Here is a 13,326-nt window from a genome sequence, read left to right as displayed (position 1 = left end):
CCTATTCGTGTAAATAGTTATTGGTACTTTTTATATGAATATATTAATACACTCATAGTAATGAACAGAAAAATTCAATTATTATCCATATTATTTTTAGGAATTTCGTCGGTGGCGTTTTCCCAGATCAAGGAGGAAAAACTGGTTCTTAACAAAAAAAGAGAGCCGGAAGTGAAGAAGATCGAGAAGAAGAAAACTTCCGTAGAAACCATTAAGAACTATCCGCCGGAAGAGAAATCCCAGAATCCTGTGAAATACACGATCACGGATGTTCCGGCAGTTTCAGATTTCAAAACATCAACCATTCAGGGAGAAGATGTGGCTCCGAAGTTTGACGGAACAGCCCAGAATAACTATGTCCAGTTCGGAATGGGGAACTATGGGAAGATCCTGCTTGACGGAAACATTTCCAAGACCCTTGAAAATAAGTTTGAAGTAGGAGGAGACGTGCATGTACTTTCCACAAATGGTCTTAAAAAAGAATATGACTGGAACTCCAAGCAGACTTCAGCTACATTCGGTGCTTTCCTTAATTCGTATGGAGAAAAAGGGAAATTCAATATCAACGCTGAATATGGACTGAATAACTATAACTATTACGGGATCTATGCGATGACACCTTCAGCAGATGTTGACCTGAAGCAGAAAGTGAATCAGTTTAAGGTGAACGGATATTATGACTTCTATTCCAATGAAATTCTGAATGATGTAAGAGTAAAATCATCATTCCTCAAAGACCACTTTGATGCGCAGGAAAACCAGGTTTCCATTCTGGCTAATTTATCAAAACATGCTGTGGAGCTAGGAAAATCAGGAATCAATCTGAACGCTGACCTTGGAGTAGGATTGGAAGCCGTAAAGACAGATTTTGCAATCAGAGACAAGAATTCTGCTAACTTCTTCAATACCAGCCTTACTCCGAAAGTAACTTTCAGAAAAGGAGATTCTTATTTGATGTTAGGTTCTTCATTCTCTTTCCTGAATGCCAAAAATTCGAACAACCTGATGGCTGAACAGCTGAAAAACAATAAAACCTATTGGTTCCCGCAGGCTGAATTCCAGTTTGCTGCAGCAAAAGAATTTAAGTTCTATGGTGGGGTAGACGGCGGTCTGAAGCTCAATACGTACGGTGACCTTTTACAGGCCAATCCATTTGTGCTTTCTGACCAGTATTTAAAGCCAACAGAGACGAAATATCATTTTTATGTAGGATTGAGAGGAGATATTGATGAAACATTCAAATACGACTTCTCTGCAGGTTTCGGAAAGATGAGAGATATTATGTTCTTCAAAGCCAACAATATTTTTGATGACGTATATACACTGAACCGTTCTGCCTATAATTTCGCCAATACTTTTTCTGCGGTATATGATGACGGAAATGTGAGCGATATCAAAGGAAGTGTGCAGTATTTCCCATTGGAAAACTTAATCATCGATGGAGAATTGAGGTTCACCAAGTACAATCTGAAGAATTACGAGAATATTTATAACGTTCCTTTACTGAATGCAAGTATTGGAGCAAAATATACAATGCTGGACAAGAAATTATTGTTAGGGTTCAAAGGAATTTTTGCAAGTGACAGAACAACAAACTCTTATACCATCGAAGGTGTGGCAAATCCGGGGATGATTTTCCAGTCTACGGAGAACACCAATGATAAAGTTGGGGGATATGCTGATTTAAATTTATCCGCAGAGTATAAAATTCACAAAAATTTCAGTATTTTCGCACTCGGAAATAATCTTCTGAGCTCAAAATACCAGACGTACAAAGGATATAAAGTCCTGGGTGCACAGATTCTGGGAGGAGTGAAGATCACTTTCTAAATCATTCATCATCATGAATACGGCTGCATAGTTTAATGGATAGAACTTCGGATTTCGGCTCCGACAGTGAGGGTTCGAATCCTTCTGCGGTCACAAAAGCTCCTTTTTAGGAGCTTTTTTTGTTTATATTCCCCGTTTGTACCTCTCAATATGCGTATCAGAAAATAACCATCTGATCTAAGGTGCGGATAGAAAATGAACAAACAGAATTTCCCGATATCCTTTGCTTACAAAAAACAGATGCCTCAACGTAGTTATTTTAGTTGATGATTGGTATCCGCTTTTTTCTTATTTTAGCCAATAAAGGGATGCCTGATTTAATAAGGAAAGTCATTGTTTTTTGTAAATGAATTTTTATTATGGAATTACTCGAATACTTACAAAAAGGAGCCGGTCTTTCAACCGAAAAGGCACATATTGTTGATGAGATTTTTGATTATATAGAATTACCAAAAGGGTATCAGTTATTGAATGAAGGTAAACAATCAAAAAAAATATTTTACGTTGAAAAAGGGATGATGCGTTTATATTATCTTAAAGACGGCAAGGATATTACCCACGATTTCTTTGATGAAACTAAATTTTATGCACCTATTGAAAACATATTTCTAAATCAGCCCTATCCATATTATCTTGAAATGTTGGAAAACGGGACAATCAGAACAGCAGACTTTATGAAAGTAGAAAAAATTATGGAAACTGACACCGCTCTGCAACGGTTTTCCAGGCATGTTCTGGTGGGAACCATTAAACGGCTTGCCGAGCAGCTTTATTCTATTCAGTTTCAGTCTGCACAAGAACGTTACCAGCTATTGATCAAAAGGCATCCGAATATTCTTCTTCGTTCCTCACTTGGGCATATTGCCTCCTACCTGGGGATTACCCAATCTACATTAAGCGTAATCAGAGGCGAAAAATCCAGGTAATTTTTTCTAAGGCTTCGTCATTTTTTTAGATATCGAAAAAATTCCCCCGAAAATGTTGCTGAACTTTGCTGTATAAAAAGCAAGGTAATGCAAAAAGATAAAATAAACGACTCCAGAGCATATGATATTATAGTATGCGGTTTAGGTCCCGTTGGGCTGCTTACCTGCAATACATTAGGTTCGCGTGGATACCGGGTTTTAGGTATTGACAGATTTGAAAAAGTATTTAGTTTCCCGAGAGCCATTCATATGGATGAAGAAATTGTACGCATCGTACAGTCTGTGGGTTTACTGGATGAATTGCTGCCAAAACTGAAACCTGCCAGCGGTTTGGAACTTGTTGATGAAAAATTCAATGTACTGTTCCGGGCTAAAAGTGTTTTCCCGGGAGGTTTTTCTTCTGATCATTTTTTGTTTCTGCAGCCCGAACTGGAAACTATTTTAAGGAATGGCTGCAAACGCTTTTCCAATGTAAATCTTATTTATAAGGACATTACTGATTTTGAACAAAACAATGATGGAGTAACCGTTTTTTCAAATACCGAAAGGCTTGCATCTGCAAAATACATGATCGCCTGCGATGGTGCCAACAGTTTCACCCGAAACAAATTAGGCATTGGCCTGAACAATTTAAGATTTGATAAAGACATTTTGAAAATAGATGCACTGGAATTGAGTCCCGGGCCAGATCAGTATAACACTGTTCAAAAAATCTGCAGCCACAGGAAACCCTGGGTAAGGATGAACGGTGTAGGCAATCACAAACGCTGGGAATTGAATTATACCAATGGCCTGAGCAAAGAAGAAATTCAAAAACCGGAAAAAATCAAGCAGCTTTTGTATGAAATAGGGGTAGAAACTAAAAACCTGCAAATTCAGCATGGCGTATTGTATTCTGTAAAAAGTGTTTTGGCAAAAGAATGGCAGCACGGAAATATCATTTTGGCAGGCGATGCTGCACACACTACACCTCCTTACACCGGACAGGGGATGGCAGCAGGTTTCAGGGATGTAATGAACTTCACTTGGAAATTGGATGCTGTTCTTCGAAAGCAGTGGCCTGATACTATCCTCAAAACTTATCAGACTGAAAGGTATCAGCATGTAAAATTTCATATCCGATTGGCAATTTTGGTAGGCTGGATTTTTACGACACGGCTTTGGATCATATTGAAAGTGCTGTCAAAAGTCCCGTTGCTTAATGGCTTGCTGCTCAATTTTCATCTACCGAAGAATCCGTTGGGAAAGGGCTTCTGGGGTACAGGAAAGGCGAAGCGTTATCAGTTTCCGCAAGTAAAAATTAACCAGAACAGTTATTCCGATACGCTTTTGGCGAATAAATGGACATTGGTAGCGATCGGTAAAAGCAGGGAACCACATCTTGCTGACCTTTGCGAAAAAATAAAATTGAAATATGTAGTGTTTGACAACGAGCCTTACGCTGAAGAGTTACGGAAATGGGCGGAGAGAAAAGCACAGTATTTTATTGTGCGCCCCGATCTGTACGTATTCTCATCAGGTAACAATGCTGAAAAACTGTGCAGGGAATTTCAACTGAAAATGGAAAATATATCATCAACACCAATAAAAAAGATATGATCACTTCAATCACATACAGCATTGCTTTCATTTTTGGTTTGGCAATGATCAGTAAGTTGGTGGGCAAATCAAAGCCTACTTTTCAAAAGGCAGGTTACAGCATGGGATTTATGTATGTAGTTGCCGTTTTGCAGGCCACGCTTACAGCAGGTTTATTTACACCATACGCCTTGTGGTCAGCTATTGGTTTGTTGCTTATTATGGCGGGTGTCTTTTATACTTTAATTAAAATAAAAGAAAGCTGGCAGAGCTATATACTGGCTGTTTTGACCACTGTTTTATTGGTTGCATTAGTCAGCTTATCAGTAATCAAACAGATTAATAAAATATGAATATAGCAAACAGAAAAGATGTTCGGGAATTTGAGCAGAAGCCATTGCCTGATTTGCCAGACAGCACTTACGAAGCGGTTGCCCGAAGTGCCACGAAATTTCCGAATCGTGTCGCATTAAAGTTTTTCCTGCAGGGCACTAAGTTCAGACATTCGGCAGAGTGGACATACAAAGAAGTACTCAAAAAAATTAATGCCACAGCCAATATGTTCCGTGATTTAGGTATTGGAGATACCGATGTCGTTTCCTACATTTTACCTAATTCTCCCGAAACCGTTTTTACGTTTTTCGGTGCAGAAACCGCAGGCATTGTGAACGCAATAAATCCGCTGTTGCAACCTTCGCAAATGGCAGAGACTATGAATGCAGCAGGCACAAAAGTTTTGGTTACACTGTCACCATTCCCTAAAACCGATATCTGGGAAAAAGTATCGGGCATTTTTGCCGATGTTCCCACTTTGCAAACGGTGATCACCGTAAACCTTACCCAATACCTTGATTTCATTCCAAAAATAGCTGTACAGCTCACAGCCAAAAAGCCCAAAACGTCGCACAGCATCCGTCTTTTGGATTTTCACAAAACGGTCAACCAGTATCCGGAAGATCATCTTTCTTTTCAGCGTACTATTTCGCCTGATACTATTGCTTCTTACTTTCACACAGGCGGCACAACAGGTAAACCGAAAATAGCACAGCATACCCACCGCAACGAGATTGCCAATGCATGGTCACTTATGAATTGGGCTGATTTAACAGGCTATAAAACACTTCTTTGTGGTTTGCCCTGGTTTCACGTTAACGGCGTTATTGTTACGGGCATCGCGCCGCTTTTAAGTGGTGGCTGCATTTTGTTGGCAACACCGTCAGGCTATCGGGGTGAAGGCGTTATCAGAAACTTCTGGAAAATTGTAGAACATTACAAAATTTCCTTTTTCAGTTCCGTACCTACCGTCCTGCAGATGATACTGGAGACACCAATACAGAAGGAAGACATTAGCAGCCTGGAGTATGCTTTGTGTGGTGCGGCTCCTTTGCCGGTTAAATTGTTCAACGATTTTGAAGCAAGCACCGGAATAAAGATTATTGAAGGCTACGGGTTCACAGAGGGTGCCTGCGCTAATTCTGCCAATCCTGCTTTCGGAAAGCGCAAAGTAGGGTCCATTGGTCTGGCATTGCCACACCACCAAATGAAAATTGTGGTTCTGGAGGAAAAAACAGGACAATATATCCGTGATGCCGAAACATATGAAATCGGGATCATTGTCTGCAAAGGAATCAACATTTTCCCTGGCTACAAAGAAGCCCAACACAACGAAAATATATGGGTAAATGACGGAAAAGAGGTATGGTATAACACAGGTGATACAGGTAAACAAGACGCAGAGGGCTATTTTTGGATAACAGGCCGTAAAAAAGAGCTGATCATTCGTGGCGGGCACAACATTGACCCAAAGGCCATTGAAGAACCATTGGCTCAACATCCGGCTGTTGCAATGGTCGCAGCTATCGGCAGCCCCGATAAGCGGGTGGGCGAAATGCCTGTTGCCTTTGTACAGCTCAAACCCAATCAGCAGGTTTCAGCAGAAGAACTGAAAACTTTCGCACAGGAAAATATTGCGGAAAAAGCAGCAATACCAAAAGAAATTTTTATCGTAGAAACCATTCCGCTTACTGCGGTAGGTAAAATTTTCAAGCCTGAGCTTACACAAATTGAAATAAAAAGAGTGTTCAGCAACGAATTGAGATCTGTCAGCGAAATCGAACACTTTGAAATCAACGTAGACCAGACACCTCAATGGGGTATGGTGGCACACATTACCGCAACGGGAAAAAATCCTGGGATCATTGCCGAAAAGGTAAAGGAAGCTTTAGGAAATTATACTGTTAAATATCAATTAAAGTAAATTATTATGGGAATATCAATCGTAAAATACAAAAAAAACGGCATCGCTTTGTGGGGTGTTCTATCTGGTGAAAAAATTTCACAATTCATAGCACAGCCTTCTACTTTACGGGATCTCATCGAAACCCCGGACGCCTATTTGTCTGACGAAAATCTGGAAAAGGAAACATTTGATTTTCAACAGGTAGAAATCCTTGCACCGGTTTCGGGTCCGTTACGAGTGCTTTGCCAGGGCGTAAATTATGCTTCGCACCGCAAAGAATCAGGTTTGAGTGACAAATCGAGCGGAAATGTAATGTTTACAAAAGATTCAAGTTCCATTACAGGAGCTTTGAGTCCCGTGATCAGGCCCAAGGACTGCCAGTGTTTGGATTATGAAGTGGAGTTAGGCTTAATCATCAGAAAAGACATTACTCAACCCGTAAAAATCACTGAAGCCAATTTACACGAATACATTGCAGGTCTTGTGCTGGCCAACGATTTTTCAGCAAGAGACCTGCAATACAAAGACGATTACGCACAGTGGTATAAAGGCAAAAGCTGCCGCACCTTATTGCCTTTGGGGCCTGTTTTTTATCTGCTGGACAAAGAAGATTTCAATTACCTGAACAGTCTTACCATTCAGCTTTGGGTAAACGACCAGCTCCGCCAGGAAGCCAATACTTCTCAACTTATTTTCAAACCGGCCGAAACACTTACTGAGATTTCAGAATTTCAGGACCTGTCCGCAGGTGATCTGCTTTTGACAGGTACACCTGGAGGAGTTGTAATAAAAGCTCCGGGGAAGTTCCTGCAGGGAATTGCAACGTGGCTGCTGAGCAATGAAAAAAAAGTAAATGTGCTTCGTAAAAAGAAAGCTGATTACCTGCAAGACAATGACATCGTAAAGACAAAGATTTATTCGGCTGACGGCAAAATTGATTTAGGCACACAACTCAACAAAATTATTTCTTATGGTTTCTAAATTACAGCACCATGTTTTTTATGTAGAAGATCTGAAGCGTTCAAAAGATTTTTACATGCAGTTATTCGACCTGCAGTTTTCAGCACTCAATCATCCTGACAGCAGTGCCGCAATGAAAATTTCAAAACAGGAAATGCACTTTTTCAGTTTCGGTTTTTACCACCATGATATCTGTATGGTCAAACACCACAAATTAAAAATGGATAATCATTCTATGTTGCATTATTCAATGGCGGTACGTGATAAAGACGGCTTTGAAAAGATACAGCAACGGGCCGAAGCCATGAGCATTCCGCTGCGAAAAGGCAGAATGTTGAAATCGGCACAAATGCAGCCCGGTTGGCAGGCGTTCTGTTTTCAGGATCCTGACAAACACTGGATAGAAATTTTATGGAAACCTTAAATACAAAGAAGATGATACAAAATGCATACATACCACCCAATGTTATTTCGCCATTTAAGCAGAAGATTGCGTTTCTGCTGCGTAAAAAATGGGTAAGAGAATTAGTGCTGTTGCCAGGCACTATTACCGGAAAACGGTTTTCCAATAAAACTGCTGATTATGGTGTGTTTAAACCGTCACTGATTTCACATTTAGACCAGCTTTCAATATATGTGCAAAGTATCGATGACAGTCGGAAATGGTACAATGATCTTGTGGGATTAAGCACAAGCCGGATAACTGAAACAGAACCGCATCCATTCAAAGAAGGATATACTATCCGATGCTGTTATATGAGTGCTGATGAACACGAAGAATGTCTGGTGCTGATTGAGGAACGGAACGGGCAGGGGGAAATTACAGTTCCTTCGGGAATGAGCTTTTTTCATTTTGCATTTGAAGTAAGTGGAAACCGTTTTGAAGATGTGGCAAACTTTGAAAAGCAAGTCAGGGCAAAAGGATATATACCTAATTACGGAACAGTAACCCACAATGATAAACCACCCATGGGGGATGGTGAAACAGGCGGTAATACTGCTGTTTATTTCTATGATCCTGATTGGAACAATGTAGAGTTCTGCGGAACGATGGATACGATTGAGAATTATAAAAGGAAAAAATAATTTTCAGCCGGAAGTGTTTTTTTAGATATCTAAAAAAGTCACAGGAAATAAAGATTCATCTTTGTAATATCAATTACAATTAAAAAAATAAAAATGAAAAAACTTATTGCATTCGTATTCTCCATGTTTTTTGCTGCCCTTGCTTTTGCCCAATCTGCAAAAGATGATTTTACAGGAAAATGGAAAACCGAAGATGGTGTTACGATCACCATTTCCAATAATAAAGGAAAATTTTCCGGTGTAGATCCCAAAGGACGTCCCACGCTTTATAATGTTCGTTTTGAAAAAAATGAATGGAAAGGTAATGTGGAGAATCATGAGACAGGGCAGAAAGGAAACTGTGAACTTTACCTGGAAGGGAAAAAGCTGAAAATAGTAGCGCATAAAGGTATATTTTCTAAAACCTTTTATTGGGTAAAACAGTAAACATTAAGGTCATTTATTTTAATTAATTTTATTTATCTCTAATTCAATGGATATGAATATCAAACAACTCACACAGGATGCAGCATTAAAGCTGAAATTGTATTTAGCCACACTTGGTGAACCGCTGGATAAAGCACACGAAGTAACCAGTGCGGGGGATGCCGGTTTGCGTAGTGGAGAACTCTCTGAATTGACTATTATCACAGATTTGAAACCTGACGGGGCCAGAAATCTGCGGCTGATTTTTGAAACGCTGAAAGGAAATCTTACAGGTGCCAGAAAAGTGGGTACACTGCACGATATGCGTTTTGTGTTTTTGGAAAATGACACCAAGCTGCTTTTCTGCACTTGCTATGATGGCGATTGGGATACCTATATCAATGACTTTGCTACCAAAATACCGGAGATGATGGATTTGATTTTTGGAAATATTGAAGGATGGCCCGGTATAAAATCACCTGCTGTAAAGGAATTTATTTTGAGTAAACAAATAACAGCCTCAGCCTGGTTTGTAAGTCATCCGAACCTTACTGTTGCTGATACCACACGTTTGGAGAAGATAGGTACAGGTCTGAATAAGCTTTTGGAATTATAAACTTAAGACACTAGAGAGCATCTTTCCTTCGTTTCTGTTGCTGTTTGGAACCAATCGGTCCCATTGGCTACGTTCAAATGGAAAGACTGAAGGCATACCAGATTTTGTCAGAAGTAAGGCCTCGGCTTAAGAAACGGAAAGAACCCCAGACACTGAAAAGAACTTTTTGGGTAACGTTTTAAATGTGCTAAACAATAGTGTCGTTCAGGATCAAATATTTAACATCAGTAACAGATCATAAACAATAATAAAAATAAAACTGTATGAGGAAAATAATTTCATTTATGCATATATCGCTTGACGGTTTTGTAGCAGGACCGAACGGAGAAATGAACTGGATTCACGTTGATGAAGAAATTTTTGATCATGTTGGCAAACGGATAAGCGAAACTGACACTGCATTATATGGACGGGTTACTTATCAGATGATGGAAGCTTACTGGCCAAATGCAGGAGATAAACCGAATGCATCCCAACACGATATCAATCACTCAAAGTGGTATAACAACGCTCACAAGATTGTTTTATCAACAACAATGAACGGTGCAGGTTTGACAAATACGACTATTATCGGTGATAACATTTCCAACGAAATAAATAAAATAAAACAGGTGACAGGGAGTGAGATACTGGTTTTCGGTAGCCCGAAAGCAACACATTCACTTATTCAACAGAATTTAATTGACGGTTACTGGTTATTTGTAAATCCGATTATTCTTGGACAGGGCATTCCATTGTTTACAGGCATCAAAGACAAAATAAATTTAAAACTCTTGTCTACCAGGCAATTTGCTTCGGGGGTAACTGAACTTAATTACAATCTTTTAAAGAAATAATTTGATATGGAAAAGAAAATAGAAAAAGCAGACAGAACGCATCCTGCTTTTGAAAATAAAAATGCCGACCCTTTTTACAACATCGTCATGGAAGGTTTGACAGGCGAAGTTGACGGAGAACATTTCTGGGATGCCGTAGCGGAAGATGCTGTATTTGAGTTTCTATATAATTTTGAGGGATTTCCAAACAAGCTTGAAGGGCGTAAAGCTTATATGGACTGGTTCAGCGGATACGGCAATATCCTGCATTCTGCTGATGGCCTGCGGGTGTATAAATCTGCAGATCCTGCTCATGTAATTATTTTGGAATATGCAGTACACGGTCATGTTCCTTCAACAAAAAAAGCATATGACAACCGCTTTTGTTCCATCGTAACGATTAAAGACAGAAAAATAATTCATTGGCGCGATTATATGGACTCTCTTGCAGTTGTGCTTTCAAGCTCGCCTGACTAATAACAAGCTGGCGAAGAAAAACCAGTTCATATGATATTGCCAAAACTTCAATATTAATTATCTTATGTTTTTAAAAAATTTATTTAAACGCACCGCTGAAAAAATAGAGCTGCAGGATATTCAGGCCATTATTTTGCGTGAGAGACCTTTGCCTTATCATGGGGTCAATGTTTTCCTGGAAATTCTGGATACTGCTTCTGCCAAAGCATTTTTGAAAGAAATACTACCTTATGTCACCAATGCAAAAAATTGGTGGGATAATGATGATGCATGGCTTTCAATTGCCTTTACCTATGAGGGGCTAAAGAAACTTGGACTTCCGCAGTCTACTATTGAAAGCTTTCCGGAAGCTTTTAAAAAAGGTATGGCTGCCCGTAGCGAAAAACTAATGGATATTAATGAGAACGCCCCCGAAAAATGGGATTCTGTTTTTAAAGCAACCAATAATCATATTGCCGTTTCCATTGTTGCAAAAAATCTGGATGATCTGAACTCCAAAAAAGCACTTGCTCTTCAAATACTGGAAAAGCACCAAGGTGTTAAACTGTGTTTTCAGGCAGATTTTGATACCCCTATAGAAGGGAATTTCAATCATTTTGGTTTTCGTGATGGGATCAGTAACCCGGAAATTGAAGGCAGCGGGGCAGAGCAGTTAAATTCTAAAGAACGGCCTATAAAGGCAGGTGAATTTATATTAGGTTATGCCAACGAAGCTGGTAACCATTATCCAATGCCGCAGCCATTTGAATTTGCCAGAAATGGTACTTTCGTCATTTTTAGAAAATACCACAGCCACGTTGCTTCATTCAATAAATATTTAAGTGAACAGGCTAAATCGAAAGATGAGCAGGAATTGTTAGCTGCTAAAATGATAGGCAGATGGCGTAGTGGTGCTCCTTTAAATAGATGCCCGTTTAAAGACGATGCTGCATTGGGCGCAGATGTTACAAAAAATAATGATTTTGATTTCAGCAATGACCAAAGTGGTAAGCTAGTACCTTATTCAAGTCATATGCGGCGTATGAATCCCCGTAACAGTAAGATGGCTGTGATGTCGGATGTGAACCTGCACCGTATTATACGCAAAGGTGTGGGTTATGGACCTGCATTGCCCAAGGACAGTATTAAAGATGATGGTAAGGAACGGGGACTTTATTTTATAGCGTTTAGTGCAAAAGCTATGGAAACGCTTGAATTTTTACAAAAGGAATGGGTGAACAACGGCAATTTTGTCAGCCTCAAAAATGAAAGAGATCCTATGATAGGGCTCAACGAAGGTAAAGGTACTTTTACAATGCCCAGCGATCCTTTACCTAAACGCTTTGTTGGAATGCCGACTTTTAATATTTTAAAGGGTGGGATGTATTTATTTATGCCGGGCATCAATGCTATAAAATGGATGAGTGAGGTATAGGTGATAAAACTCTTACCTGATACTTGATTTTAACTTCTGAGATCACTCAACATACTCTTGTTACCGGATGTTATCCTTTAAAAAAGCAAGACTTCCTTCAGCAAGTTCCCGGGCATCATGAGTGGATTTCTGCCATAATGAAACCTTTTCCTGCATTCCGGGAATTGAGGAACTGAAATTTTCAAGAACCAGATTTCCTTCAAAATGGATTGCTTTCAATGCAGAGAAAAATTCTTCCCAATTCACAGTACCTTCTCCGGGCATACCCCGGTGAGATTCTGTAATATGAATATGCTTCAGCATTTTTCCGGATTTAATTATCGGATCATAAAAATTATTTTCCTCAATATTCATATGAAAGGTATCGAGGTGAAGGAAAAGGTTGTTTTTGCCTGTTTTTTTAATAAGCTCAAGGACATTTTCTGCGGTGTTGCAAACATAGGATTCATAGCGGTTAATAGGTTCTATAGCGATATCTATATTCCTGATTCGGGCATAATCCGATACATTACACCATACTTCAGTTATAATGTCTTTTTCGTTTTCTGTGAGTGGTTTTCCGGTAAAGACGCCAATTCCGCTGTGCAGTACTCCGGCCAGCAGATTGGTTTCAAGCTCATCAACCTTATCAATTGCTTTTTTGATGAGGTTTTCTGCTGCTTCAGGATAAAAAGCAATATGGGCATCTTTGGGAAGATTCAGCGAGCATACAGCTTCCAGGTGATGTTCTTTCAGCTGTTTTTTTACGGTAGCAGCATCAAAATCCATAGAATTCGGCAACAGTATTTCGATAAGGTCAAACCCGGCCTGTGCCGTTTTTTCTATAGCATATTTTCCTGATTCTGCATTCCATAGCGGAGTGATCCAGGAGAGCAGGGAAGCCCCTAATTTTATATTCTTCATATTTTTCTTTATTTTAAATTAAAAAATCTCTTTGAACAGTAATTCCCTGCTGATGCATAGAAATAAGATACACAAGG

The 13,326-nt window shown here is 39.5% G+C and carries 14 protein-coding genes and 1 tRNA gene; 14 read left to right on the top strand and 1 reads right to left on the bottom strand.

Going from position 1 to position 13,326, the window contains the following annotated elements:
• The first annotated feature begins 60 nt into the window (after positions 1–60).
• The 14 genes from BBI00_RS08065 to BBI00_RS08000 all read left to right on the top strand — a co-directional run bounded on the left by BBI00_RS08065 (position 61) and on the right by BBI00_RS08000 (position 12,346).
• Positions 61–1,830, top strand: a complete 1,770-nt coding sequence (locus BBI00_RS08065) for a TonB-dependent receptor (protein WP_065398282.1) — start codon at positions 61–63, stop codon at positions 1,828–1,830.
• Between the two features lie 21 nt (positions 1,831–1,851).
• Positions 1,852–1,923, top strand: a tRNA-Arg gene (locus tag BBI00_RS08060).
• Between the two features lie 266 nt (positions 1,924–2,189).
• Positions 2,190–2,756, top strand: coding sequence for a Crp/Fnr family transcriptional regulator (locus tag BBI00_RS08055; RefSeq protein ID WP_065398281.1), 567 nt, complete (start codon positions 2,190–2,192; stop codon positions 2,754–2,756).
• 87 nt (positions 2,757–2,843) lie between these two features.
• Positions 2,844–4,355 carry an FAD-dependent monooxygenase gene (locus BBI00_RS08050; protein WP_065398280.1) on the top strand — a complete coding sequence of 504 codons (1,512 nt, stop codon included), beginning with the start codon at positions 2,844–2,846 and terminating at the stop codon, positions 4,353–4,355.
• Complete coding sequence (locus BBI00_RS08045; protein WP_123902239.1) at positions 4,352–4,687, top strand: DoxX family protein; 336 nt, start codon at positions 4,352–4,354, stop codon at positions 4,685–4,687. The genes BBI00_RS08050 and BBI00_RS08045 overlap by 4 nt, the downstream gene beginning before the upstream one ends.
• Positions 4,684–6,591 (top strand): acyl-CoA synthetase, encoded by a 1,908-nt coding sequence (locus tag BBI00_RS08040; protein WP_065398278.1) that lies wholly within the window; start codon positions 4,684–4,686, stop codon positions 6,589–6,591. The genes BBI00_RS08045 and BBI00_RS08040 overlap by 4 nt, the downstream gene beginning before the upstream one ends.
• A 6-nt stretch (positions 6,592–6,597) precedes the next feature.
• Positions 6,598–7,554 carry a fumarylacetoacetate hydrolase family protein gene (locus tag BBI00_RS08035; RefSeq protein WP_065398277.1) on the top strand — a complete coding sequence of 319 codons (957 nt, stop codon included), beginning with the start codon at positions 6,598–6,600 and terminating at the stop codon, positions 7,552–7,554.
• Entirely contained in the window at positions 7,544–7,957 is a 414-nt protein-coding gene (locus BBI00_RS08030; protein ID WP_065398276.1) for a VOC family protein, read from the top strand. Before BBI00_RS08035 ends, BBI00_RS08030 begins: the two co-directional genes overlap by 11 nt.
• Before the next feature lie 11 nt (positions 7,958–7,968).
• Positions 7,969–8,619, top strand: coding sequence for a VOC family protein (locus BBI00_RS08025; RefSeq protein WP_065399666.1), 651 nt, complete (start codon positions 7,969–7,971; stop codon positions 8,617–8,619).
• Positions 8,620–8,712: 93 nt separating this feature from the next.
• Positions 8,713–9,045: a DUF2147 domain-containing protein gene (locus BBI00_RS08020; protein ID WP_065398275.1), complete on the top strand. Its 333-nt coding sequence runs from the start codon at positions 8,713–8,715 to the stop codon at positions 9,043–9,045.
• A gap of 52 nt (positions 9,046–9,097) precedes the next feature.
• Complete coding sequence (locus BBI00_RS08015; protein ID WP_228394736.1) at positions 9,098–9,640, top strand: hypothetical protein; 543 nt, start codon at positions 9,098–9,100, stop codon at positions 9,638–9,640.
• A 263-nt stretch (positions 9,641–9,903) separates the two neighbouring features.
• Positions 9,904–10,476: a dihydrofolate reductase family protein gene (locus BBI00_RS08010; protein ID WP_065398273.1), complete on the top strand. Its 573-nt coding sequence runs from the start codon at positions 9,904–9,906 to the stop codon at positions 10,474–10,476.
• A 6-nt stretch (positions 10,477–10,482) separates the two neighbouring features.
• Positions 10,483–10,932, top strand: coding sequence for a nuclear transport factor 2 family protein (locus BBI00_RS08005; protein ID WP_065398272.1), 450 nt, complete (start codon positions 10,483–10,485; stop codon positions 10,930–10,932).
• Between the two features lie 64 nt (positions 10,933–10,996).
• Entirely contained in the window at positions 10,997–12,346 is a 1,350-nt protein-coding gene (locus tag BBI00_RS08000; RefSeq protein WP_065398271.1) for a Dyp-type peroxidase, read from the top strand.
• Positions 12,347–12,406: 60 nt separating this feature from the next.
• On the opposite strand, the gene BBI00_RS07995 is transcribed toward BBI00_RS08000, so the two are convergent.
• Entirely contained in the window at positions 12,407–13,249 is an 843-nt protein-coding gene (locus BBI00_RS07995) for a sugar phosphate isomerase/epimerase family protein (RefSeq protein ID WP_065398270.1), read from the bottom strand.
• Positions 13,250–13,326 lie beyond the last annotated feature (77 nt).

This window comes from Chryseobacterium arthrosphaerae (genome assembly GCF_001684965.1).
GTDB classification, from domain to species: domain Bacteria; phylum Bacteroidota; class Bacteroidia; order Flavobacteriales; family Weeksellaceae; genus Chryseobacterium; species Chryseobacterium arthrosphaerae.
The sequence above is the reverse complement of the archived record's forward strand: the minus strand, read 5'-3'. Positions and strand labels throughout refer to the sequence as shown.